The organism is Paenibacillus sp. MMS20-IR301, from assembly GCF_032302195.1.
Classification (GTDB): Bacteria; Bacillota; Bacilli; order Paenibacillales; family Paenibacillaceae; genus Paenibacillus_AQ.
The window spans coordinates 6,208,675-6,233,041 of sequence record NZ_CP135275.1; the positions used below are offsets into that span (position 1 = coordinate 6,208,675).

General features: G+C 53.6%; 19 protein-coding genes. 12 read left to right on the forward strand and 7 right to left on the reverse strand.

The window, feature by feature from the left end; translation table 11 throughout:
- Positions 1-209 precede the first annotated feature (209 nt).
- Positions 210-854, forward strand: a complete 645-nt coding sequence (locus LOS79_RS26640; RefSeq protein WP_315413640.1) for a TVP38/TMEM64 family protein — start codon at positions 210-212, stop codon at positions 852-854.
- On the opposite strand, the gene LOS79_RS26645 is transcribed toward LOS79_RS26640, so the two are convergent.
- Both LOS79_RS26645 and LOS79_RS26650 read right to left on the reverse strand, forming a co-directional pair.
- Positions 840-2,360 (reverse strand): aminotransferase class V-fold PLP-dependent enzyme, encoded by a 1,521-nt coding sequence (locus LOS79_RS26645; protein ID WP_315413642.1) that lies wholly within the window; start codon positions 2,358-2,360, stop codon positions 840-842. The genes LOS79_RS26640 and LOS79_RS26645 overlap by 15 nt on opposite strands.
- A 101-nt stretch (positions 2,361-2,461) precedes the next feature.
- Positions 2,462-2,944, reverse strand: coding sequence for a DsrE/DsrF/DrsH-like family protein (locus LOS79_RS26650; RefSeq protein WP_315413643.1), 483 nt, complete (start codon positions 2,942-2,944; stop codon positions 2,462-2,464).
- A gap of 170 nt (positions 2,945-3,114) precedes the next feature.
- Here LOS79_RS26650 and LOS79_RS26655 point away from each other — a divergent pair, with 170 nt between their 5' ends.
- The 5 genes from LOS79_RS26655 (at position 3,115) to LOS79_RS26675 (ending at position 7,714) form a co-directional block, all read left to right on the forward strand.
- Positions 3,115-3,840: a response regulator transcription factor gene (locus tag LOS79_RS26655; protein ID WP_315413644.1), complete on the forward strand. Its 726-nt coding sequence runs from the start codon at positions 3,115-3,117 to the stop codon at positions 3,838-3,840.
- Positions 3,830-4,918 (forward strand): sensor histidine kinase, encoded by a 1,089-nt coding sequence (locus LOS79_RS26660; RefSeq protein WP_315413645.1) that lies wholly within the window; start codon positions 3,830-3,832, stop codon positions 4,916-4,918. The genes LOS79_RS26655 and LOS79_RS26660 overlap by 11 nt, the downstream gene beginning before the upstream one ends.
- Positions 4,919-4,991: 73 nt before the next feature.
- Positions 4,992-5,864: an ABC transporter ATP-binding protein gene (locus tag LOS79_RS26665; protein WP_397386695.1), complete on the forward strand. Its 873-nt coding sequence runs from the start codon at positions 4,992-4,994 to the stop codon at positions 5,862-5,864.
- Position 5,865: 1 nt separating this feature from the next.
- Positions 5,866-7,452 carry a Tat pathway signal protein gene (locus LOS79_RS26670; RefSeq protein ID WP_315413647.1) on the forward strand — a complete coding sequence of 529 codons (1,587 nt, stop codon included), beginning with the start codon at positions 5,866-5,868 and terminating at the stop codon, positions 7,450-7,452.
- Between the two features lie 37 nt (positions 7,453-7,489).
- Positions 7,490-7,714, forward strand: coding sequence for a hypothetical protein (locus tag LOS79_RS26675; protein ID WP_315413649.1), 225 nt, complete (start codon positions 7,490-7,492; stop codon positions 7,712-7,714).
- A 102-nt stretch (positions 7,715-7,816) separates the two neighbouring features.
- On the opposite strand, the gene LOS79_RS26680 is transcribed toward LOS79_RS26675, so the two are convergent.
- The 4 genes from LOS79_RS26680 to LOS79_RS26695 form a co-directional block, all read right to left on the reverse strand.
- Entirely contained in the window at positions 7,817-8,143 is a 327-nt protein-coding gene (locus LOS79_RS26680) for a hypothetical protein (RefSeq protein WP_315413651.1), read from the reverse strand.
- A gap of 76 nt (positions 8,144-8,219) precedes the next feature.
- Positions 8,220-10,361: a bifunctional diguanylate cyclase/phosphodiesterase gene (locus tag LOS79_RS26685; RefSeq protein WP_315413653.1), complete on the reverse strand. Its 2,142-nt coding sequence runs from the start codon at positions 10,359-10,361 to the stop codon at positions 8,220-8,222.
- A gap of 258 nt (positions 10,362-10,619) precedes the next feature.
- Positions 10,620-11,243: an acetate uptake transporter gene (locus tag LOS79_RS26690; RefSeq protein ID WP_315413655.1), complete on the reverse strand. Its 624-nt coding sequence runs from the start codon at positions 11,241-11,243 to the stop codon at positions 10,620-10,622.
- Positions 11,244-11,363: 120 nt separating this feature from the next.
- The gene (locus LOS79_RS26695; protein WP_315413656.1) at positions 11,364-13,730 is read right to left on the reverse strand and encodes a bifunctional diguanylate cyclase/phosphodiesterase; all 2,367 of its coding nucleotides are present in this window, start codon (positions 13,728-13,730) and stop codon (positions 11,364-11,366) included.
- A 173-nt stretch (positions 13,731-13,903) separates the two neighbouring features.
- On the opposite strand from LOS79_RS26695, the gene LOS79_RS26700 reads away from it, so the two are divergent.
- From LOS79_RS26700 to LOS79_RS26715, 4 genes are read left to right on the forward strand one after another with little or no spacing between them, the layout of a single operon-like run.
- Positions 13,904-14,824, forward strand: a complete 921-nt coding sequence (locus tag LOS79_RS26700) for a prenyltransferase (RefSeq protein WP_315413657.1) — start codon at positions 13,904-13,906, stop codon at positions 14,822-14,824.
- Positions 14,825-14,863: 39 nt separating this feature from the next.
- Positions 14,864-15,649, forward strand: coding sequence for a DUF6081 family protein (locus tag LOS79_RS26705; protein ID WP_315413658.1), 786 nt, complete (start codon positions 14,864-14,866; stop codon positions 15,647-15,649).
- A gap of 37 nt (positions 15,650-15,686) precedes the next feature.
- The gene (locus tag LOS79_RS26710; protein ID WP_315413659.1) at positions 15,687-16,646 is read left to right on the forward strand and encodes a 1,4-dihydroxy-2-naphthoate polyprenyltransferase; all 960 of its coding nucleotides are present in this window, start codon (positions 15,687-15,689) and stop codon (positions 16,644-16,646) included.
- Between the two features lie 53 nt (positions 16,647-16,699).
- Positions 16,700-17,695, forward strand: coding sequence for a Gfo/Idh/MocA family protein (locus LOS79_RS26715; RefSeq protein WP_315413661.1), 996 nt, complete (start codon positions 16,700-16,702; stop codon positions 17,693-17,695).
- 88 nt (positions 17,696-17,783) lie between these two features.
- Here the strand turns inward: LOS79_RS26715 and LOS79_RS26720 are convergent, their stop codons facing one another.
- Positions 17,784-19,151 (reverse strand): dicarboxylate/amino acid:cation symporter, encoded by a 1,368-nt coding sequence (locus LOS79_RS26720; RefSeq protein WP_315413663.1) that lies wholly within the window; start codon positions 19,149-19,151, stop codon positions 17,784-17,786.
- A gap of 426 nt (positions 19,152-19,577) precedes the next feature.
- Between LOS79_RS26720 and LOS79_RS26725 the strand changes: the two genes are divergently transcribed.
- Positions 19,578-20,363 (forward strand): hypothetical protein, encoded by a 786-nt coding sequence (locus LOS79_RS26725; protein ID WP_315413664.1) that lies wholly within the window; start codon positions 19,578-19,580, stop codon positions 20,361-20,363.
- A gap of 69 nt (positions 20,364-20,432) precedes the next feature.
- The gene (locus LOS79_RS26730) at positions 20,433-24,170 is read left to right on the forward strand and encodes an S-layer homology domain-containing protein (RefSeq protein ID WP_315413665.1); all 3,738 of its coding nucleotides are present in this window, start codon (positions 20,433-20,435) and stop codon (positions 24,168-24,170) included.
- Positions 24,171-24,367: the final 197 nt, after the last annotated feature.

Consider the following 24,367-nt stretch of genomic DNA (forward strand, 5'->3'; position numbering starts at 1 on the left):
GGCTGGCGGTTTACTGACATTGTACAGGAGCCTGTCCGGGTGTATACCGGCTCCGTAACCAGGTTATTTCATCATATCTCCGCCAGCTTGTGCTTGTCCAGTCAGCCTGACGTTTTAGCGTCAGGCTGACACAAAGTATTGTATAATTGAAATTCATCACCCTAAATTTAAGGGCGTTAGTACACCAAGACATGAGGAGAGCTGAAGAAATGTTCTTTTTAGATACAATATCCTGGATGACCGAGGAGCGGCTGCTGGCTCTGCTGGAGCAATACCGCTCGCTGGGACCGCTGCCCGGTGTTCTGCTGACCTTCCTGAAATCGTTCGTGCCGCCGCTGCCGACTATTGCGATAGTAGGCCTTAACGGGGCCGTATACGGGTTATGGCTCGGGTTCCTGTATTCCTGGATCGGCCTTGTTGCCGGCTGCGTCACGACCTTCCTGATTATCCGCAAAATTGCCAGCCATCCTTTTTTGAGAAAATGGGCAGCGCGGCCCAAGGTAGCGAGAAGCATGACCTGGGTCCGCCAGAGCGGGTTCAGCTATGTGTTTCTGCTCAGCCTGTTTCCGGTAGGCCCGTTTGTAGTCATCAACATGGCTGCCGGCCTGGCCGGGATGCGGCTGCGTTCCTATCTGATTGCCCTTAGCGCCGGCAAAGCCATTATGGTATTCGCGGTCTCCTACATCGGTAATGATGTGCAGCGGTTTATGCGGCATCCGGGAGAGCTCATTTACGTCCTTTTGTTTATCGGGATTTCGCTCTGGGGCGTGAAGTCGATCGAGGCCAGATTCACCCGGCTGGCGCGGGAGCGTGAAGAGCGCCTTGCGGACGGTAAGGCGTTACAGGGTAAATAATCTGCCGATGCTTGCGCCGGTTTCTCCGGCTTCACCTGCATTCCCTGTATACATCCAGCTGTTGGAGGCCGGGGAGTAACGGTAATCCTTCCGCCATTCTCCTATCCGGCTGACCAGCGTCTGCACGGCGGAGACGAGGTATTCCACTTCAGAGTCTGTCATGATCGGATGCAGCGACAGCCGTACCCAGCCCGGCTTCAGCGACTGATCCCCGGCATGAATCGCCTGGATGAAGTCTCGCGATTCCTGCGGGCCAAGCCCGAGCAGCTCGTGCCCGTACGGTCCGGCGCAGGAGCAGCCTCCGCGGGCCTGAATGCCGAAGCGGTCATTCAGCAGCCGTACGGCGAGGTTGTAATGGATCTCCTGCAGCGTGAAGGAGACAATGCCATGGCGCTCCGTGTGTGTGCCCGCCAGCACGGAGCAGCCGGGAATCTGCGCAAGGCCCGCCAGCAGCTTCCGGCACAGCTCCTGCTCCCGGACAGCCATATACTGTCCCGGCCCGTTCATCTCCTCCTTCAGCCGGATGCACAGGGCCGTCCGGATAGCCTGCAGGAACCCGGGCGTGCCGCCGTCCTCACGGACCTCTATGTCGGCTATGTAACGGCGCCCGCCCCAGCGGTTGACCCAGACTACTGTGCCGCCGCCCGGCTCATCCGGCAGGCTGCCGGTGCTTAGCGCCGTATCGAACAGCAGTACTCCGCCGGTGCCGGGGCCGCCAAGGAACTTATGCGGCGAGAAGAAGATGGCATCCAGCTTCTCCTGCGGGGATTCAGGATGCATGTTTATCGGCTCATAAGGCGCACTCGCGGCAAAATCAACAAAGCATAACCCGCCATGGCGGTGCATGGCGGCAGCCAGCTGGTGATAGGGTGTCTTGAGGCCAGTGACATTGGAGCAGGCAGTGAAGGAGCCGATTTTGAACCGGCGGTTCCGGTAGCGGCGGAGCAGCTCTTCCAGGTGCGGAAGCTCTACTTGCCCGTCGGCTCCTGAAGGGACGGTGACCACATCGCAGACGGCCTCCTGCCAGGGCAGGAGGTTCGAATGATGCTCCATATGGGTGACGAAGACCACCGGGCGTTCCCCTGGAGGCCAGAGCTGATCCTGCTGCAACCAGCCCGGCAGCCTCAGGCCCATGATCCGCAGCAGCTTATTGACCGCGCCTGTAGTGCCGTTGCCGCAGAAGAGCAGGGCATCGCCGGAAGCGGCATTCACATGCTGTCTGATGATTCTCCGTGCTTCGTTATAAGCCAGGGTTATGGTAAGCCCTGTCGTATTGGAATCCGTATGCGGGTTGCTGACATAAGGACCGAAGCTTTCCTGGATCCGGCGTTCAATCGGCTCATACAGCCGTCCGCTGGCAGTCCAGTCGGCATACAGCAGCGGTATCTTGCCATAGGGGGTAGAAATCAGATGCCGCTCCCCGATGGTGTGCTCGCGAAAGGACGCGAAATGCTCTTGCAGTGAAGACGGCGCCTCTGCCGCAGCGGGGCGTTGGATACTCAGCACGGGCAATCCCTCCAGGTAGTAGTAGCTTTGTCAATTCTGTCTGCCCTCAGTATATGCCGCTTGCGCGAATAGGTTAAAGCCCAGGCCTGTGGAATGCAGGCTTAGATGAAGAGCTGGATGTCGCTCTCCAGCGCATCCCGCAGATAGGCGGCGGCATCGATAATCTCCACTTCCGGCAGCAGTTCCTCCGGCTTGAAGCCCATGATCTCCACCGAAAGCTTGCAGGCGTAGAACTTGATGTTCTTTTTGCGCGCGCCCTTAAGGAAATGAATCAGCTTCGGCGCGTTGTTGTCTTCCATCATCTCCTCCAGCATCCATTTGCCGAGACCGCTGAAATTCATGCGTGAGAGCGGCAGCTGCTCCGGCCCCTTGGGTGTGATGACATCCATCAGCTTCTCATAGATGGTCTTGTCCTCAAGTGTCATTGTCTCCGGATCACGGACCAGAAACAGCCCCCAGAACGAGAAGAACATCGTAACCTCAACCTCAATATCCCTTGCGGCATTCGCCAGAATCAGTCCCGCCATCGCTTTGTCATATTCCCCGCTGAACATCAGCAAATTCAGTTTTTTATTTGTATCCATCCCTGTAACCCTCCATTATTCCATAGAATGTCATTAGTATGGTTGCAGGGAGGGAAAGTATGCTTGTGCGGCGGCTCAGAGGTATCTTGTTTGAAGGATATGTTAATGTTAGGGCGAATACAGCATAAAGGATTTTCTCTTCAAAATTTTGGATAAAGGCAGGGATAGGGTTGCAGGATGAACGTATATTGCTGGTGGACGATGAAAAAGGGATATTAACAATGCTGGAGCTGCTGCTTTATAGAGAAGGCTTCAAGCATATTACAACAGCAGGTACAGGGAAGGAAGCATTGGATAAAGTTGCGGCAGCTCCATTTGATCTCATTGTGCTGGATATAATGCTTCCGGATATAGACGGGTTCGGGCTGTGTCAGCAGCTCCGCAGGCTTACAACAGTACCGATCCTATTTCTGAGTGCCCGTTCGGGTGATTATGATAAGTTAATGGGCCTTGGCATTGGAGGAGATGACTATATTACGAAGCCGTTCAATCCTCTGGAGGTAGTGGCCAGAATCCGGGCGCAATTGCGCCGGAAGAATCTGTACAGCATACCTGAAGAAGCAGCCCAGCAGCTTATGGATTACGGTTTGTTTACTATTAACAAGAAGGCGGCAGTGCTGGCTGTAAATGGTGTAGAGATCCCTTGTCCGGCAAAAGAGTTCGAGCTGCTTGTCTTTCTGTGTGAGCATCCGAACCAGGTGTTTACCGCCCTGCAGTTATATGAACAGGTCTGGGGAACAGCACTGACAGGCGATGAGAAGACAGTGGTGATTCATATCTCCCGGCTCCGGAAAAGACTTGAGGCAGATCCCGCTGCCCCAAAATACATAGTGAATTTACGCGGCATCGGATACAAATTCATTCCCGCGGGGAAAGTGGCAGTCCATGAAGACTAATCTACGCCTGAGCCTTCGTCTTATCATCTATCTCATAATTATCCTGCTGCTGCTAGCCCTGGTTATAAGTGGTGTGCTGGCCCTCGTGACGGAGGTGATTCTGCCGCGGGAGGGGAATGAGCAGGATCTCGGGGTATTAATCAGTGTCCCTGCGATCTTCCTTGGCTTCATGATCTTCGCAGGCTGGTCATTAGGCAGGCCGTTATATTATATTATCCGCAGAATCGACCTGCTGGCGGGCGGAGTATACGCTGATCCGGCAGGTGACCGGAAGATTTATTCCGGTAAAGCAGCGAGGCTAAAGCGGCCATACCGCCTATTCAAAGAGTTGATTATCCAGCTGCAGGCACTATCTGACGTACTGGAGAACAGCAGTCAGGAACGGAGACGCCTGGATGCGATGAGAATGGACTGGGTTGCCGGAATCTCCCATGATCTTAAGACGCCGCTTACTTACATCAAAGGATACTCCTCGATGATGCTCTCGCCGCAATACGAATGGACGAAGGAGGAAACCACTCTGTTTCTGACAGAAATAGAACGGAAGGCTGATCATATGCAGGAACTTATCGGCGATTTGAATTTGTCGTTCCGGCTGGATGAGCAGCAGGCTCCTATACAGCTGGAACGGACCGATCTGGTTGAATTTGTACGGCGGATTGTAGCTGATATATCTAACGATCCCCGTGCGGGCCGGTATTCCCTGATCTTCGGAGCCGCGAAGCCCCATATGGAAACTGTGCTGGACCGAAGACTCCTGGGGCGGGCGCTGCATAACCTGATTCTCAACGCGGTCCTTCATAACCCTCCCGGCACCCGTGTTAAGGTTCACATCAGGCAAACTGCCCGGCTGGAGATTGATATTGCAGATGATGGAGCCGGGATGAGTGAGGAGAGCGTCGAGCGGTTGTTCGATAAATATTACCGAGGTACCTCTACCGATATCTTATCGGAGGGAACCGGACTTGGCATGGCGATAGCGCGGCAGCTGGTGCTGGCTCACGAAGGAGATATTAGTGTTGCCAGCCGTCTTAATGAAGGTACGGTAATTACCGTAGCCCTGCCGCTCTATAATTAAGCTGAATGTAGCCTGGTGTTTACTCCAATGTTACTTTGGGCCCCTACAATAAAAGCCATAGGGGGGAATGAATATGCTGGAGATAGATCAGGTCAGCAAGCAATACAAGAAAGGGGTCTGGGCGCTGCGGGAGAGCAGCCTGCAGCTTAGGCCAGGCATTATAGGTCTGCTAGGTCCTAACGGTGCAGGTAAATCAACGCTGATGCGGATTATTGCAACAATTTCACGGCCGACGAGCGGAAAGGTTATCTGGAACGGTATGGATATTCACAGGAAGCCTGATGAGCTTCGCCGGGTTCTGGGATATTTGCCGCAGGACTTTGGCGTGTATCCGCATTTGAATCCGCTGGAGTTTCTCGAATACGCAGCTGCTTTGAAAGGTCTTGGCGGCCGTACGTTAAAAGCGCGTGTAACAGGACTCCTGGAACTACTGAACCTACAGCATGTCGCGAAGCGCCCCATCGGCAGCTTCTCCGGGGGGATGCGCCAGCGGATCGGTATTGCCCAGGCACTGCTGAACGACCCGAGCCTGCTGATTATTGACGAACCGACTGTAGGTCTGGACCCGGAGGAGCGGATGCGTTTCCGCAGTCTGCTTACAGAATTGTCCGGGGGGCGGACAATTCTATTCTCAACTCACGTGATTTCCGATATTGAGGCTGTCGCAGATCAGGTTGCCCTGCTGTCCCGGGGCCGGCTCATGGCCTATTCTGATCCTGTCTCGCTACTCTGCAGTGTACAAGGTAAAGTGTGGTCGGTCCTCATTCCGGATGAAGAATTTCAGGAGAAGCGTGCCGGGTGGATTGTCAGCGGGACGATCCGGCAGCAAACAGGGCTGCTGGTCCGGATCATCTCGGAAGCCCGGCCGCTGCCACAGGCTATAGAAGTATCGCCAACCCTTGAAGAGGCCTACCTGTACACCAGGGCCATGCAGGAGGAAATCTGAAATGGGTGCTATCCGTGCAGTCTATCATATTGCCCGGGCTGATTATCTCGAAAGAATCAGACATTACTCGTTTATGGTGATACTCGGAATAACCGTGCTGGCGGCGTATTACTTTGTTCCCCCGGCAGAGGCTGGTTATACGGTCCTTTATCTTGACGGGTACCGCGGAATTTACAATTCGGCCTGGATTGGCGGCTCAGTCGCTGTGTCTACCACCTTATTGCTGTCCCTGCTGGGCTTTTATCTGGTTAAGAATAGCATCCGGCGGGATGAGATAACTGGAGTCGGGCAGATTATTGCCGCCTCCTCCGTGAAGAAGCTGTATTATCTGCTTGGGAAATCAATCAGCAACTTCGCCGTTCTGTCTTCTATTGTTGGGGCTGTTATGGCAGCATCGCTGATTATGCAGCAGGTCCGGGGAGAGGACTCATCGGTTCAATTCTGGCCGCTCGTATCCCCCTTTCTGTTCCTTGCACTTCCAATCCTGTTTGTGGTTGCTGCATTGGCCGTATGGTTTGAGACATGCCGTCTGCTCAGGGGAACGCTGGGGAATGTCCTCTATTTCATTCTTTACCTGCTGTTCACTGCGGGCTCGAGTGTAATAGCAGTTGGGCCTAAGCTCATTATTTCAGCAATGCAGAAGGAGCTGCTTACACATCTTCCTGAATCATCCGGATCTTACGGAATGGGGATCCTTATACTGGAGGAGCCGCTCCGGCTGTTTGAATGGCAGGGGGTGAACTGGACCCGGGCGCTGGTGTCACAGCAGTTGCTGCTGCTTCCGTTAGCACTGCTGCTCATTGCTGCAGCTGCTTTTAAGTTTCATGGATTCAGGGAGGGCGATGCAGCAGTAAGAAAAAATTTGAATACGGATAAAGAGCAGTCTGCTACGGATAACAACGAAATTGAGCTGGATAGTTTCGGCGGAAATCCTGTCTCCGGCGTTTGCATATCAACACTCCCCGCTGTAGATGGTAAATATTCTTTTCCGGCCCTGGTACATGCAGAGTGGCGCCTGATGATGAAGAGCGCTTCACGGGGCTGGGCAATCATTGCCGGAAGCCTGTTTATTCTTTGTCTTGCTGTACCAGCATCAGTCTCGGCAGAATGGTTGATCTGGCCTGCTGTCTGGATCTGGCCGTTGACTTTCTGGTCCGGAATGGGCAGCCGGGAGACATGTTACCAGACAGAATATCTTGTAGCCTCCAGCCCGCGCTATGTTTACCGCCAGCTAACTGCGGTGTGGCTCTCCGGAGTAATGCTTGCCGGTATTTCAGGGGGAGGGATGATTCTGAGAATGATCCTTGAAGGAGATGCAGAACATCTGTTGTATACTGCGTCCGCGGTTATTCTGATTCCCAGCCTGGCTCTCGCATGCGGAGTATTGACCCGGACGGGCCGTACCTTTGAAGTAATATATCTGATCATCTGGTATTTGGGTCCGTTCAGTAAATTGCCGTACATTGATTTCCTGAGTATAGGGACAGCAGGAGGGGAAGCGGCGCCGGGAGTTCTGAGTTATATAATGATCAGTATAGCAATGTTATTTGTGGCCTACATGTTCAGAAGACGTCTGGACCAGGGCTAAGCTTATTATTAAATAGAGAGATTATGGAGGAACTATCATGAAATCAGTAACATTCTTTAGATATATCACCCCGATAGCCTTATCGGGAGCGGGGCTTGGTCTGCTGCTGTTCATACTCACCCGGTCTGGAGTGTTTGAGCTGCCGATTGTAATCGGGACTACTTCTTATGAAGGAATGGGTTCCTCACTTCTGCTGCTTGTCAGCCCCCCTGTCCTGCTCACCCTGCTGGGCTGTGTCTTTTACTTATTCCGGAAGAGATAGCATCTGGTATAGTCTGTGAAAACTCAAAAAAAGCCCCCATACGGGAGCTTTAAGTAATAAACGTATTATAGTCCCGGCAATGCGGGTTGGACTTGAATCATGCTACTCTTCCCGGGAGCTGTCCTGCTGCTCTCCTCCTGCATCAGCCAGCCGGGCATTGTCATGGCGGCGGGCGGCCAGCCAGATGCTTCCGGTGAACAATACAACCAGGCCGAGAATAATTCCGAAACGCCAGTCGCCTGCCTTGAAATTCAGCTGGAGTACGGCCAGCACCAGGGCAACCTGGGTCCAGACCAGTGTCCGTTTGCGGAAAGCGGTGATATCTCCGGCCATCTTCGGCATGCCGCGGATGATGCGGTAGGCAAGGATTGCAAGAATCAGCGCAAAGATGGCTGTTCCGGCAATTTCACCTGTAGTTAATCCATTCATGGTCTCAAAATCCTTTCGGGTTAACATCAGTGTTAACTACAGTATAACGGTCTGCGGATTATTTACAAAACCAGTCTTACGAAGCCAGCTTGCGGATTTCATCCGCCGGAAGCGGCGGGAAGAACAGGAAGCCCTGTATATGCGGGCAGTTATGCTCCACCAGGAAGGCAAGCTGCTCAGCCGTCTCCACCCCTTCGGCAATCAGGTCATAGCCCAGCTGTGAGGCCACAAAGACGATGGATTTGATAATGGTCTCATCAATGGAGCTGACGCCGATTCCGGTGATGAAGGTCCGGTCAATCTTGATTTTATTTACGGGAAAATGCTTCAGGTAATTCAAGGAAGAATATTTCGTGCCGAAATCATCAATGGACACGATGATTCCGTGATCACGCATCTGCTGCAGCAGCGGATAATGCTCCTCCAGCAATGCGGTGCTCTCGGTAATCTCGAATTCCAGCACGCCCGTATCCAGTCCGTATTGTTCCAGCACAGCGAACAGATTCTCAATCAGATTGCGGTTATAGAACCAGCTGTTCGAGATATTAATTGAAGTCCGCAGCAGCGGCATGCCCATGCCGCGCCATTCACAGAGCTGGCGGCATACCTCGCGGAGCACCCAGTCCGTAAGCTGGATCATCAGTCCGGCCTCCTCTACAGCGCTGATGAAGGTTCCGGGTCCGATCAGCCCCTTCTCGGGGTGATTCCAGCGGATCAGCGCCTCCATGCCAACCATTTTTCCTGTAAGCGCATTGATCTGCGGCTGATAGTAGAGCACGAATTCCTCCCGCTCCAGTGCAGAGTGCAAATACTTGGCAATCATGGTCTTCTGCTCCAGCTTCTCGCGCAGCTCCCAGTCAAAGATGAAGAAATTCGTATGCTCCAGTGACTTGGCCTGATACATCGACATATCCGCAAATTTGAGGAGATCGTCAGTCTTCTGGGAATGCTCAGGGTACAGCGAGACCCCGATGCTGGTGGATAAGCTGAGATGAGCTCCGGAGATCAGCAGTGTCTGTGAGATCAGCAGGCTGATCTCACCCGCAATGACCGGAATTTGCCCCGGCGGCAGATCGGGGAAGACCATAACGAATTCATCCCCGCCGGTGCGGGCGAACAGCTTGAAGGGCAGGTCAGCCGATTTCAGCCGTCCGGCCAGGATTTTGATTACCTGGTCGCCGGTAGAATGACCCAGTGTATCGTTAATCTCCTTGAACCGGTTGAGGTCGAAGAAGAACAGGGTGTAGGTCTGGGTCGGTTCCGAGCTCTGCAGCAAACGCTCAAATTCATCCATGAAAAACCGCCGGTTCGGGATTTCCGTCAGGCTGTCATAATGCGCAAGCTTTTCGTACAGCCGTTTGGAAATGCGCAGATCCCGGGTCCGGATGCTGACCACCCGCTCCAGCTCATGGTTGAACCGGCTTTGATACCAGAACACATAGACAATAAAGGCAATTACAAGCAAACACGCAATATCAATCCATAGCACACTGCGGAATACCTGCCATTTCTTATGGGCGGGCAGGGAAATACCCATCAGCCAGTGCTGATTGTAGGCCGTAACAGGAACCGTAAGCTGCGGGTCAGCAGAATGTGTTTTATTGCCGAAAAGGAAGGTGTGATCCCCGGCAGTCACATAAATATTGCTGTCCTCAAGGGTCAGCTGATTAACAATATTATCGATTTTGACTGTGACAGAGACGATGCCCTCATAGGAATTGCCATTATAAATGGCTTGCCGGATCACCATGCCATAGCCGCCTTGGGCGAGCGTGCGGGGCCCGTCTACTGTAATGCCGCGGGAACGTATCGTTTCTTGGATCATGCCGGGAGTGGACAGGGAGGAATCCAGCAGGAGGCTTTTGCCCAGAATGGCTGTATTGCCTGCAAGTGGATAGAGATAGCGGATAAGCCCGTCAGGAGCAATCATGATATTCGTAATATTGCTGGAATTGTTGTATGCCGTTTCCAGATAGTTATGGATCAGCAGCGGATCGGCATCGAAGCCAACCGTTTGAATGAAGGAGCTGACGCCTTTGACAATGGAAACCCGTTCCTCGATATTTGAGGTCAGCATGACTGCCTGTGAGGCGAGGTCAGCCTTTTCAGCCCGGTATTCGCGGCCTAGTGACACGGAATAATAATAGAAAAGCGAGAGCTGCAGCACGACTAAGAAGCCAATAATAATAGTTAAAGGCTTTTTATTAATGAAAGCCATGGATTGCCTCCGATACCCGAAAAATTAAAGCAGTATATTGCGTATTCCCTAATAACAGTTCCTGCACCGCAGAAAAATGTCGAGATATGTCGTAGGTGTCTCTATAGCATGTCATTTTTATCGCCTTTGCGCAAGGAAAAACGTAATAACCGGCTGTACAAATTTAAAACGGATAAAAACCGTCAGCCTAAGGGCGACAAGTATTTATCCGTTGCTCTTGAGATGTATATCATTTTCAATTCCGCAGGACAGCCGGAACTACTTCTTGAAGATACGCAGCGGAGCTCCAACCGGCAGGAAGGTGCGTCCGAAATGGGCATTCAGCACAGATGCGCCGCAGCCGTAAAGCGATACGATTCCGATAGCCATTTCCGAGACAGCAGCCAGCTTATGGAAGAATTCTGCAGCTACGCCGAAGGAATCCATAGCCAGGCCAATGAACAGGAAGTCGATGAGGATGAAGATCACCAGCAGCACGCGGTTTGCTTCAACGGCACCCAGAGTCATGAATAATGTAAATACAAGATATCCGACAAAAACAAATCCGAGCTGCTTGGGATCAACGCCTTCTGCCAGCACTGTACCGAATACACCGAGCTTGATCAGCCAGCTTGTACCCATGCCGAACCAGAAGAATGCATAGGCGCCGAAGGCAGTCATGCCGAAGGTGTTATTGTGCTTGGCATCCTGAATGGATGCGAACAGCTGGGCGAAGGCTCCGAGGAAGATAGCCCAAGGAATACAGTAGCTCAGACCTGTTGTAATTTCGAGCTTTTGTGAAGAAGCGACCAAGGTGACGATAGCCAGTCCGAACAAGCCGATGGCGCTGGGGTCGGCGGTAACGATTTTGACGGATTGGGTTGTTTGCGGTTGCGCTGACATAACAATTAAAGCCTCCAATTTTCATAATTGTTCGCATAGGATAACAGCACCCGGAGCGGGTGCTGTTATCAGCTTGCCTATCATATCATATTGCCCGTAACTTGCCTATAAAAGAAGTGCTTATTTTGACTTGTGAAAGTAATTTTCCTGCGCCAAAAAAGAATACAGCGCCGCGGTCTGGAGCGGCCTGCTGATATAGTATCCCTGCAGCTCGTCACTGCCCATGGCCCGCAGCATATCAAGCTGCTCCTCCTGCTCAATTCCCTCGGAAACTACCCGGAGTCCGAGGTTGTGGCTAAGCTCAATAATCGCTTTGACCAGCACATCAGCCTGCGGCGCAGGTGACAGCTCCGATACGAAGGAACGGTCGATCTTGATTATATCAACGGGGAAGCGGCGGAGATAGCTTAAGGAGGAGAAGCCGGTGCCGAAATCATCCAGCGAGATGCGGAAGCCGTGGCATCTGAGCTGCTGCAGTGAGCGGAAGATGCTGTCGCCGGAGACCAGTACGCTCTCGGTAATCTCCAGCTCCAGGCTGGAGGCGGGCAGCTCGAATTCCTGGAGCAGCTCGAGCAGCAGCTCCAGTAGCCCGGGCTGCATCAGCTGCAGGGCGGAAATATTGACAGCGGCGGTAAGCTGCAGTCCGCGGCGGCGGAATTCACGCATATCGGAGCAGACCTGGCGCAGCACCCAGCCGCCGATGCCGATAATGGAGCCGCTGCTCTCCGCCAGCGGAATGAACTCGGCCGGTGAGACATGCCCGTACGAGCCGCTGTTCCAGCGCAGCAGCGCCTCTACCTTGGATACCTGCAGATTCTGCGCGCCGAGGATCGGCTGGTAATGCACCTCGAACTCGCCTGCGGCCGCTGCGGACAGCAGCAGCTGGGACAGCACTTTTTTGCGCCGGATGCCTGCCTCAAGCTCCTCGGAATAGCGGTAAACATTGTTACGGCCGGTCTCCTTGACATGGAACATAGCCAGATCAGCCTGCTTGACCAGATCATCGGCATCTTCACCATTCTGCGGATAAATGCTGATGCCGATGCTGGCTGTATTGTATAGAAGATGCCCCTTGATGCGGTGCGGCATAGAGAGGGCTTCCTGAATCCGCGCCAGCTGTGCGTTAGTACTGGCGGTATCAGGAACATCGGAGAGCAGAATGGTGAACTCGTCCCCGCCAAGCCGGGAGACGATATCCTTCCGCCCGACCACCTGTGTGAGCCGGAAGGCTGTCTCCTTCAGGATGGCATCGCCGAAATCATGGCCCAGCGTGTCGTTCACCGTCTTGAAATGATCCAGGTCAATGAATACAAGCACCAGCTGCCGGCCCAGCCCCTGAACCGAGGCAATGGCATCATTCAGCTCCGCAAAAAAGAGCGAACGGTTAGGGAGCTGGGTCAGCGGGTCCAGCATCGACTGCTTCAGCAGCTCATTCTGAACCTGCTCCAGCGAATCAAGCATCCGGTTGAACTCAATCTCCACTTCGCTGAATTCATCCCTGCCGGAGCTTGCAATCCGGATGGAGAGATCCTTGCTGCTGCCGATGTCGCGGATATTGCTTACGAGTGAGGACATCCGGCGCAGAATGAAGCGGTTGACGAAGAGAAGGCTTGCTGCAAGCACCAGCAGCATAGCGGCAGAATAGAGCAGCCGGTAGATGCCAAGGGACTTCTGGGTATAGTTATACATCTGGCGCGGTTCCTTCAGGGAGATGATGATTCCCGGATCACCGAACAGGTCGTCCACCAGCGTATGAGCCGACATCAGGCTGCCCGTGGCCGGACCGCTCCAGACACGCTGGCCGTTGCTCTCGGCCAGAAGCGGCTGGGTGATACGGGAGATCCGGATACTGGAGAACGAATCATCCCAGATTTGTGTAATCTCATCCTGGTGCAGCATCCGTCCGGCAACGGCCAGGCCAATGACCGGTTTGTCTTTGCTGCGGTTGACTATGGGGGTGAGCGTAATCAGCATAGGCCCCTTATCGAGATTCACAATTCCGCTCCTGCTGTCCCTGGCATCCTTCAGGGCAGGCAGACGGCTGTGTATCAGCCTGAAGAGAGACAGCTGTTCCTGTGTCGATGGGGTAACGCTTCCTAATGAAGAATCGTAGCTGCCGCCGTAAAGGGCGTTGCCGTTCAGATCCAGCAGGGCAATCATATCAAAACGGTTGATCTCATAAGTGGCGGGGGTGAAGCTGCTGCGGATGAAGGCGGCGGCGCCGGAATCTGCGGCAGCTGAACCTGTGCCGGACTCGATGAACCGGTAGGTCTCGTCACGGAGCGAATAATTGAGCAGCCCCGTCCGCATCTCCTGCAGCTGCTTATTGTAGGATTCTACGGCCCTGTTCAGGTTACGCTGCAGCTGCTCCTTATCCAGATTATCAAAACGGTTCAGCAGAATTATATGAAGCAAAAGGTATGTAGCGCCGATTCCCAGCACGGCAACGGCACCAATAAATATGATAATTTTTTTGCGGAGTTTCATGATGTTCCCCTTTAATATTTTTAGACTGAATAGGAAATAAGTACCATCTATAGTAGTGTACCATGATTAGGGAATATTTTGCAGCGTAAATCTCCCCAAAGTGTCGAAATTTGATGTATAATAGTTTAATGATAATCATTATCAAATAATAATCGAAGGAGTTAAGCAGTGGCATGATCGAAAAATGGAAGATTTTCAAGAAAGCCTCACGGTTTGGAGTTATTCCGGTTATGCTCATACCTGTTGTCCTGGGAACTGCCGGGGCCTATGTATGGGCGGGGGAATTCCATCCGTTTTTATTTGTTATAACCTTTGTCGGAGCGGCTGCAGCGCATTTATTCTCCAATATGGTGAATGATTTATGGGATTTCCGTAATGGAACCGATACAGAGGCACATAATACACCTGGAGTTATCTCTACGAACTCCGGTTTTCTGTCGGGAGGCATCATGCGGGAGTCGGTGTTTGCCCTGCTGACCTGGGGACTGCTTGTCATCGCGGTCCTGTGCGGGGCCATTCTCAGCCTCTACAGCGGCTGGGAGATTCTCTGGTTCGTAGCGGGCGGTGCACTGATTGCATACTTTTATGTCGCTCCGCCGCTGCGCTTCGGCTACCGCGGCAAGGGCTACAGTGAGCTTGCCATCTTCCTTGCATTCGGGCTGATGCCTGTACTGGGGGCTTATTTCGTTCAGACCGGCGGGTTCAGCCTGAAGCCTGTGCTATTGTCCCTGCCGGTCGGGCTGCTGACAACGCTGCTGCTGTTCAATCATCATTTCCTGCACTGGAGAGCAGACCAGCAGGCGGGGAAACGCTCGCTTGTGGTCGTATGGGGCGAACGCAAGGCGCTCGTCTTCTCCCGTGTACTGCTCTATATCTCTTACGCTTCGCTGATTGTCTGTGTTCTGCTTGGTGTATTACCTGTGTATGCCCTGCTTGCCCTGCTGACGGTGATTTCACCGCTGCAGGTCTACCGCCGGCTGCAGCCGCAGAATGATTCAGCGGCCTATCTGCCGCTGATGGGTGCCTCGCAGCAGGCTTCCGTGCGCTGTGGTGTCATTATGGCTGCCGCTCTGCTGCTCCAGGGGCTGCTCTAAATATTGCTAATCAACTACATTACAGAAGGCGGGATAACGATGGATAAGAATAAAGCTCTGCCGGAGGCTGAAGCTGTACAGGCTGCACAAGCTGCACCGGTCAAACAAACGGTTCTCGGAGACTTCCACACGATTCTGAATGAAGGCAAGGTATGGCAAACCGGCGGCTTCAAGCTGCCTGACGGCTCGTTCTGGGCATACCGCGAGCCCGAGGCGGTAGTGATTGTGCGCGGCGGTTATCTGTATGTACGGGCGCAGCTGAGCCGCCGGAATGATCATGTCCAGATTCTGGACAACGCGAAGCACATGTATTATTCGGCGCAGCCGGTAGAAGTGCCGGCGGAAGGGGAGATCAGCTTTGAGCTGCAGATCCGAGCCCGTACGCAGGGAACAGCACCGGGTGATCTGTATGACGGCTACGTTTCGCTGAATCTGCTTGATTTCACGACGGGCGCTGCGCTCGATTTCTTCGCCGGAAATGACATGTATGCCAGCGTATACGGGATCCTTCCGTTTCCCGGGGTAACGGTTCCCGAGACCGGCGGAACGAAATACTTCTGTATTTTCACGGAGGATACAGACTTCAAGCCGCGCGAATTCAACACCTACAAGATTACCTACCACCGGGGCAATAATGAGGCTGTCTTCTATGTGAATGGCCGGGAAGTGCGCCGGGAGCAGAATGTGCCGGTTAAGTTCAACAGCTTCACGGTAGCTCTGGGCATTATGACAGAGAAGGACCTGACCCCTGAAGGCAGCGTCTCCGCACACGGACAGACGGTCATCGCCGAATGGTCTCCGGTAACCATTACAACCTCTGTATAGCAAAGAGTATCCATATGACTGATAAGGACGAATGGCTGTGAATCTAAAAACATTCTTGAGGTTTGTCGAGCTGCCGACCAAGGTGGCCAGTATCCTGCCGCTGCTGCTGGGAACGCTGTATGCCCTGTACCGGTTCGAGGACTTCTATATTCTGCGCTTTGTGCTGATGTTCGTCTCGCTGCTGAGCTTCGATATGGCAACAACGGCGATCAACAACTATTATGATTTCAAAAAAGCGGCCAAAACCCACGGCTACGGCTATGAAACCCATAACGCCATCGTTCATTACAAGCTGAAGGAGAGCACGGTGGTGGCGACGATATCCGTCCTGCTGGTGCTTGCGGTAGGTGGCGGTATTGCCCTGGTCGCAGAGACCGGACTGATTGTCTTTCTGCTGGGCGGACTGTCCTTCCTGATCGGTATCCTGTATTCCTTCGGACCGATTCCGATCTCGCGGATGCCGCTCGGTGAGCTGTTCTCCGGCCTGTTCATGGGCTTCGTTATTATCTTTATCTCCGCTTACATTCACTCGGATCAGACGGTGGTGACGCTGCTCTTCCAGGGAGACTGGATCAGCCTGCGGATTAATTATCTTGAGGTCCTGTATTTATTCTGGTTCTCCGTGCCGGCGATTCTCGGCATTGCCGGGATTATGCTGGCCAACAATATTTGCGATATTGAAGAAGATGTGGAGAACCGCAGATATACGCTGCCGGTGTATATCGGGCGCAAGAATGCGCTGCTGCTGTTCAAGCTGCTGTATTATGTTTCCTTTGCAGATTTGATCGTGCTGATTCTGCTGGGAGTACATCCGGTGCTGGTACTCCTGCTGCTGCTGACACTGGTTCCGCTGCGCCGTAACATTGCCCGGTTCCATCAGGAGCAGCATAAGGGCACGACCTTTATTTTATCTGTCCGGAATTTCGTGCTGATGAGTGCGGCGCGGATTGCCGTGCTGGGGATCGCCGTGATCTGGAGCAGCATTTGGCCCTCGTAGAGATCTGCTGAATTCTGTGATATGGTGACAGTAAGGAAGGAAGGTGTATAACGATGACACAGAAACTTCGCTGGGGAATTATGAGCTGTGCACAGATTGCCACGGGCTCGGTAATGCCGGCGATTCAGGAGTCAGAGACCGGAATGATTCAGGCAATCGCCAGCCGTGAGCTGGAGAAAAGCAGGGCCGTAGCGGCTGAGTTCGGTATTGCGCAGGCATACGGCAGCTATGAAGAGCTGCTTGCTGACCCGGATGTGGATGCAGTCTATATTCCGCTGCCGAACCATCTGCACTGTGAATGGGTGATTCGGGCGGCTGAAGCAGGCAAGCATATCCTGTGTGAGAAGCCGATTGCGCTGAACAGCAGCGAAGCGGCGCAGATGGTAGCCGCCTGCCGGACGGCGGGGGTTCATCTTGCGGAAGCTTATATGTACCGCCATCATCCAAGGATTGTAGAGCTCAGGGATATTATTGCAAGCGGAGAGATTGGTGCGCTGCGTTCCATCCGTGGAACCTTTACTTATAATGATGCCACCGACACCTCGAATATCCGCTTCAAGTCGGCCTGGGGCGGAGGCTCGTTGTATGATGTCGGCTGCTACCCGCTTACAGCCGCGCGGCTACTGTTCGGTACAGAGCCGGAGGCGGTAACTGTGCAGGCACTGTTCTCACCGGAGCATGATAACGTGGACATGATGGCTTCCGGGCTGGTGGAGTTCCCGGGAGACCGCAATCTGATCTTCGACTGCGGCATGTGGGCATATAACCGCCAGCTGCTGGAGGTGCTCGGCACACTGGGACGGATTGAGATTCCGATGCCGTTCAATGCCAGATTCGATGATGCTGAATTCATTGTGTATACCGGAGGAGAGAGCCGGTGTGTGAAGCCTGTCGGCGCGAACCCTTATGTCCAGCAGGCGGATCATTTCGCGGCGGCTGTCTTCAGCGGCAAACGCTGGATTGCCGAAGAGGACCCGGTACTCAATATGAAATTGATTGAGACCTGCCTGGAATCAGCACGCAAACGTGAAAGAATCAGCCTGGTCTGAATTTTCTGCCCCACTGCAAAACGGATACCGCCCCAGGGCAGTATCCGTTTTGCTTTTACATATAGATGCTGAGCTTCCGGTTTCCGGCTTATACAGCATTCAGGAGAATTTCATCCTCATCGTCCTTGCGGTTGAAAGCTTCACGGTCAAACTCACCCTCTGAATTGGCAACCAGCAGAGCGGTGACGGCTGTTCCTGTAGCATTAACAGCAGTGCGGCCCATATCAATAAGCGCCTCGACCCCGGCTACAATCGCAATACCCTCAAGCGGCAGACCGAGTGCGGTCAGCACAACGGTGGTTGAGATGACAGCCGGCCCGGGCACGCCCGCTACCCCGATGGACGAGATAATGCTGACCAGCACGAGAGTGACATAGTCGGTACCTGTAAGCTGGATTCCATAGACTTGTGCTGTAAATACAGCCACGATGGCAGGCCATACACCGCCGCAGCCGTTGAAGTTGACCGAAGCGCCGAGCGGAGCAACAAAGCTGGCGATCCGCGGAGAGACATGCAGGCGTTTAGTAATGACCTCCAGGTTCACCGGAAGGGTGGCATAGCTGCTTCGGGTTGTGAAGGCGACGGTGAGTGTCGGATACACCTTTTTGAAGAAGCGGAGCGGATTCACTTTGACCACAAGCAGCACCAGCCCGCCAAAGACCAGAACGAAATGCAGAATCAAAGCGACGTAGGAAGTGACAATAACGCTGCCGAGCTCCTGAAGCGTCTCCCAGCCGTAGCGGGCCGTAATTCCGGCAATCAGTGCAAATACGCCGTAAGGCGTCAGCCGGATCACGAACTTGACCACCTGATGCAGCACCTGGGTCAGCGATTCAATCAGATCGCGTACGGGCTTGACTGCCTCCGGTTTCTTGGAGCCGATCTTAATAATCGCCACCGCGAGGAAAATAGCGAATATAAGCAGCGGCACGACCTTGCCTGTAGCGGCCTCGTTGACGGGATTGGACGGAACGAGGTCAAGGATGACCTGGGAGAATGTAGGGATTTCGCGGGCAGTGAAGCCTTCCGGTACAGCCTGCTGGATGCCCTTGCCGGGATTGAACAGCAGGGCTATCGACAGTCCGATGACTGAAGCGATTCCAGTTGTCCCGAGGAACCAGGCGAAGGTCTTGAAGCCGATCTTGCGCAGGTATTCAAGGTTGCTGAGGGAGGAGATGCTGTTCAGTACCAGGATGAATACCAGCGGCACGACGAGCATACGGATCAGGCTGACATAAATGCTGCCGAAGGTAGTAATGGCATTCGTTTCGAATTCGAAGTATTGAAAAAATATACCGGCGAGCAGACCGATTCCAAGTCCTATAAGCACTCTGGTACCGAAGCCGACCCGTTTGCGTGCCAGGAAATTCAGAATGGCAAATACGAAGATGGATACTACGAAGCCGTACCAGTTCGTCTCAATGGCTGACAATAAGTTGTTGTCGATAGTGTTCATTGCGGTTGAGGACCTCCTAAGCCTAGTTTTTTGATATGAATAATGAGATCAAATGTATAGGCAAATTTTATGAAAGTCAATGTATAAATATGTTAAATATTTTAATCCCGATAAAACTGATAAGAAAAATAAAATTTTAATTGACAGATGGTGTCAGCATGAATAATATGGAACTTAATCCGCTAGGCCAAATACGAATCGACTGGACCGCCAGAGATTCAGCAGGAACGCATATTTATGCGCCTGTTGAGTCTCTTTTTTTATATTCTGCCGGAGGGGGGGACGGATGACTGCGCTGCGGGAGCAGCTCATGGCAAGCTGAATGGACTGGACCAAGGGATGTAAAGCGGGGCGCGGACCATGTGTTCCGTTAGGCCTTTATATGATGAACAAAACTACAGACGAACGAAAGGAAGGGTACCCAATATGAAAAAGCTTACTGTATCCGTAATTGCAGCAGCAGCAGTCTTCTCCGCATTGACTTTTGCTGCGGTGTCCGCTAACAAGAAAACTGCTGAGGCTAATCCGCTTCAGGTAAATACCGCTGTTGCAGCCGCAGCTGCAAGTGAGCCGCAAACCGCCCCGGCTGCCCCGGCGCAAACGGCTGAGCCGGCGGCAGCCGCTCCGGCAGAGACAGCCGCCGCCGAAGCAGCAGCTCCGGAGGCTACCGAAGCGGCTGCCTCTCCGGCCGCTGCCGCTGGAGTGCAGCCGGCCGCCCAGGCTACAGCGACCCCGGCTGTCGCTGAGGCTCCGGCGGCAGCCGCAGCTCCGGCAGCGGCTACTGCAGCCGAGCCTAAGAGTGCCGCCGCCGTGAAGACGGCAGCCGCCCGTCCGGAGGCCAGCGCAGCGCCTGCTGTGCAGCCGGCCGCGGCCGCTGCTGTGAAGCCGCAGGCAACCCAGGCTCCCGCCGCAGTGCAAGTGAGCAGTGCACCGGCAGTCAAGCCGGCTGCAGCGGCCACGGCTGCTCCCGCAGCGAAGGCAGCAGCTCCGGAGCCTACTGCAGCACCTGCCGCGACCCAGGCTCCGGCGAGATCCGTTACTTTCTCGACAACTGAGGTTGTCAAAGCAAAAGCTACCGCTGCACCTGCACCTGCGGCACAGACGAGCACGGCCAGCACTGCACCCCAGCAGTCCGTAAGTGCTCCAGAGCCGGCGGCAGCTGAAGCAGCCCCTGCCCCGGCGCCTGCAGCCGAGGAAGAGGTATGCCCTTAAGTGCCGGCCTGACTCTGAAGCTCTGCAGCCGTATGAACCCATAAACCAATCTAAACCGAGGTGCACATAATGACAAAACCGAACAAGCTAAAAAAACTGTTATCGCTATTTCTGGCAGCTTCCCTGGTAATCCTGCCCGTTCATGGCGCCAAAGCGGAAGCTGCGGTGCCGGAAACGGAAGCCTTCGTGAATACAGCTGCATCAGGCGGCGTCAGCCATTATAACTATTTCAACAATGTCTACGGGAATCTGCAGGATGAGAATCATGTGTTCAAAACTGCGACCTACGAGGATATCGTCCATCTCTTTGAGAGCGAAGGAAATTACGCTGTTCTGGTGGGCGGGGCATGGAGCGAGGATACACAGGCTGACATCGGCTTTATCAATGAGGTGGCCAAGAAATACGGCGTCTCCACCATCTACAACTTTGACACCAGGCTGGACGGTGCAGAGCTGAACATTGCCGACAGCAATAATAAGTATGCTTACAAATACGTGGATCTGGTCAATAAGTACTTAAAGAATCTTGCGCTGTATGACAAAAATGATCCGGCACATAACGTCAGCTATGTTAATAAAGCCGGAGAGACGGTTAGCGCGAACAAGATCGAAGCTCCGTTCCTGTTCGTCTACAATAAGGACCACAAGGACAGTGCAGGCAACAGTGCTCCTGTCGTGGCCTATCTGAACGAGAGCAGAGCCTGGAGCGACTTCCAGACCGGCGGATCGCTTGATCCGGTCAAGGTAGCCGAATACAAGGCTTTACTGGAGCCGGTATTCAGCTCAGTGCCTGCTTTCAGCACGATTAACGAGTCGGAGTATATCAAAGCGGCCTTTAATACGAACTACCTGGGGGAGAATCCGGGAAAACCGGCGATCTTTACAGAAGGCGATGAAAGTCTTGTCTATGAGCATGTAACCTACCATCAGCTGAAGCAGATTCTTGCCAGTGAAGGCAGCTATGCCATCCTGTTCGGCGGGTCCTGGTGCCCGAATACGCAAGCCATAATTAAATACATCAATGAGTATGCCAAGAAAAATAATGTAGACAAAATCTACTTCTTCGATACCAAGCTGGACTCCGGTGTGAATGTAGCCGAGCCGAAGAATAACAGCGGCGGTGTTTACCCTGCCAATCCGCACGGCACCGAAGAGCTGCAGATCCGTTCGAACGATCATCTGTATACCAAGCTGTATGTGGATCTGGTAAAGACTTACCTGACCAATATCAAGACAGAAAATAACACAGCCGCAAAGCCTAATGTGATCAGCTACACGGATGGGAGCGGTGTCAAGGTTACAGGTGACAGATTGCAGGTTCCTTATTTCTTCACTTATAACAAGAGCAATAAGGATGCCAGCGGCAACAGTGCCCCGATTCTGGGACATGTAGAGCTGATGTATTCCTGGACCAATATCCAGCCTGATTTCGTGGATACCAGATACCCGAATGTGTATCCGGTTGGCGTCAGATATACCAACGCTGTAACCGCACTGAACGCGATCTACTCCAGACTGGAGAGTGTACCGTCAGGGCTGTCCGGTGTGGCTCCGACTTCAGCAGAGGGCACTGACGGGCAGATTACCGGCACGGGAAACAAAACGTTAGAGTATAAAGCTCTGACAGATAACGCATATACGGCTGCAACAGGAGAGGCAATAACCGGCCTGGCTCCGGGAACCTATAGTGTACGTTATGTGTCCAAGCCGGGATATCAGGGCCCGATTACTGCGACCGGCGGGGCAGCAGCAATTGCGTATGCTGCTGGTGAATCAGTAAATGTAGTGGTTCCTGAATATACCCGGTCCCAGCCGGCACCATCCGGGCTGCAGGGGATTGCGCCTACAACGGAGGCCAACCTTGACGGGCAGATTACAGGTGCCTCAGCAGGACAGGAGTATAAGCTGGCACAGGATACAACGTATCAGCCAGTTACCGGTCCAATTATTACCGGACTGATTCCAGGCATATATCAAGTACGCTACCCGGCTAAGGAAGGCTACAGCGTCAGCCCGGTAACGGAAATAGAGGTTCCTGCTTACGGGGAACAGGCGGCTCCAACCGGACTTGCCGGCATCGCACCTACTACTCCGGAGAATAAGGACGGACGGATTACGGGGACTACTCCGGCCCTGGAATTCAAGCTGTCCACCGTCACGGAATATGTCTATGCAACAGACATTGAGATTACCGGCCTCATACCCGGAACCTATGAGGTAAGATTCGCCGCCAAAGAAGGCTTCAATGCCGGGCGGATAACCAATGTGGTAGTGCCGGCATTTACTGCAGAGCAGGCGGCTCCAACAGGCCTGGCCGGAATTGCCCCAACCTCGTCCGAGAACAACAACGGGCGGATTACAGGAACGACCACAGCGCAGGAATATAAGCCGGCAACGGCTACAAGCTATGTGTATGCACCGGACAAGGAGATTACCGGCCTGGCTCCGGGAACCTATCATGTAAGATACTCAGCCAAGGAAGGTTATAAGGCTGGTGCCGCAGCCAGTGTGGTAGTGCCGGCGTATACAGCGCCTTCCGGCGATGTTCCGTCGTCTTCAGGAAGCACGCCTGCGGCATCGGCTGCCCCGTCTGCCGGAGGCGGCAGCGAACCGGTGACAACAACTGCCGGGGCAACGGTGACCGTGTCGGTAACTGCGGCGGCATCTACGGATGAATCTACAGGTGTGACTACGGCAGCCGTGACAGCTGATGCGCTGGCCAAACTGGCCGAGAGCGGCAAACAAGCCGAAGCTGGAGGGAAAAAGGCAGTACTTGAGATTAAGGTGGAGACGAAGGCTGATACGCAGACGGCTGAGCTGAGGCTGCCGAGAAGCGCGTTTAATGCACTCGCCTCGGGAACCAAGGCTGACCTTAAAGTAAACTATCTGAATGTGGGCAGCATTACTCTGGATGCCCGGTCAGTAGCCAGTATCAGCGGAGCAGCGGATAGCGGTGATATTCATATCCGGATTGCCAAAGTTGCCTTGAACGCAGACGGGAAGGCTGTGCTCGGGGACCGGCCGGTCTACGATCTTGCGGTAACCGCAGGTGACAGCCGGGTCACAACCTTCGGCGGCGGAAAAGCCAGCATCAGCGTGCCATATACCCTGGCAGCGGGCGAAGAGTCCAATTCCCTGATAGTCTACTATATTACGGAATCCGGCAGCCTGGAGACGATACGCGGCGGCTACAGTGCAGCTGCGGGTGGCGTGAATTTTGTAACACCGCATTTCTCACAGTATATTATCGGCTATAACAAGGTAGAGTTTACCGACGTAACCTCTGCCGCCTGGTACAATAACGCTGTAAGCTTCCTCGCAGCCAGAGGGATTACCTCAGGTACGGACGGCAGCAGCTACAGCCCGAATACCCAGGTCACCAGAGGACAGTTCATTGTCCTCCTGCTTAAAGCCTATGGAATCTCACCTGAGGCTGGCGGGGCAGACAACTTTACGGATGCGGGATCTGCTTATTACAGCGGATATCTGGCCGCCGCCAAGAAGCTGAACATTGCCACCGGTTCCGGTGACAACCAGTTCAAGCCGGATAACCGGATTACGCGGCAGGAGCTGTTCACGCTGCTGTACCGTGCACTGAGTGTGCTGGGTGAGCTTCCAGGCAGCACAACAGCCCAGAAGCTATCCGATTACAGCGATGCGCCGCAGGTAGCGGGCTATGCCGGGGAAGCCCTGCAGGCTCTTGTGGAACGCGGAGTCATCGAGGGGGACAACGGCCGGATTCATCCGCTGGAGTTCTCCACGCGGGCGGAGGCGGCGCAGGTCATTTATAACCTGTTGTCCGAATAGTGCTGCTGCTATAACAGCGGATGTGACGGAACAGGATAACATTATTCGAGCAGCCTCCGGGCTGCTTTTTTTTGATGTTTTTCCTCAATACTATATATTTGTTGCAATATTTCATACGTATCCGGTGTTAAAATTTGCTAGAATAGGAGCTAATAAAATCCAGAATTTGGAGAGCGCCACAGAGATCCGGAGGAGGA

Coding starts and splice junctions, on each gene's coding strand:
- LOS79_RS26685 (WP_315413653.1), bottom strand. CDS start 10,361: ATGGCTTTCATTAATAAAAAGCCTTTAACTATTATTATTGGCTTCTTA.
- LOS79_RS26720 (WP_315413663.1), bottom strand. CDS start 19,151: ATGAACACTATCGACAACAACTTATTGTCAGCCATTGAGACGAACTGG.
- LOS79_RS26725 (WP_315413664.1), top strand. CDS start 19,578: ATGAAAAAGCTTACTGTATCCGTAATTGCAGCAGCAGCAGTCTTCTCC.
- LOS79_RS26650 (WP_315413643.1), bottom strand. CDS start 2,944: ATGGATACAAATAAAAAACTGAATTTGCTGATGTTCAGCGGGGAATAT.
- LOS79_RS26690 (WP_315413655.1), bottom strand. CDS start 11,243: ATGTCAGCGCAACCGCAAACAACCCAATCCGTCAAAATCGTTACCGCC.
- LOS79_RS26675 (WP_315413649.1), top strand. CDS start 7,490: ATGAAATCAGTAACATTCTTTAGATATATCACCCCGATAGCCTTATCG.
- LOS79_RS26715 (WP_315413661.1), top strand. CDS start 16,700: ATGACACAGAAACTTCGCTGGGGAATTATGAGCTGTGCACAGATTGCC.
- LOS79_RS26680 (WP_315413651.1), bottom strand. CDS start 8,143: ATGAATGGATTAACTACAGGTGAAATTGCCGGAACAGCCATCTTTGCG.
- LOS79_RS26700 (WP_315413657.1), top strand. CDS start 13,904: ATGATCGAAAAATGGAAGATTTTCAAGAAAGCCTCACGGTTTGGAGTT.
- LOS79_RS26660 (WP_315413645.1), top strand. CDS start 3,830: ATGAAGACTAATCTACGCCTGAGCCTTCGTCTTATCATCTATCTCATA.
- LOS79_RS26730 (WP_315413665.1), top strand. CDS start 20,433: ATGACAAAACCGAACAAGCTAAAAAAACTGTTATCGCTATTTCTGGCA.
- LOS79_RS26665 (WP_397386695.1), top strand. CDS start 4,992: ATGCTGGAGATAGATCAGGTCAGCAAGCAATACAAGAAAGGGGTCTGG.
- LOS79_RS26695 (WP_315413656.1), bottom strand. CDS start 13,730: ATGAAACTCCGCAAAAAAATTATCATATTTATTGGTGCCGTTGCCGTG.
- LOS79_RS26705 (WP_315413658.1), top strand. CDS start 14,864: ATGGATAAGAATAAAGCTCTGCCGGAGGCTGAAGCTGTACAGGCTGCA.
- LOS79_RS26640 (WP_315413640.1), top strand. CDS start 210: ATGTTCTTTTTAGATACAATATCCTGGATGACCGAGGAGCGGCTGCTG.
- LOS79_RS26670 (WP_315413647.1), top strand. CDS start 5,866: ATGGGTGCTATCCGTGCAGTCTATCATATTGCCCGGGCTGATTATCTC.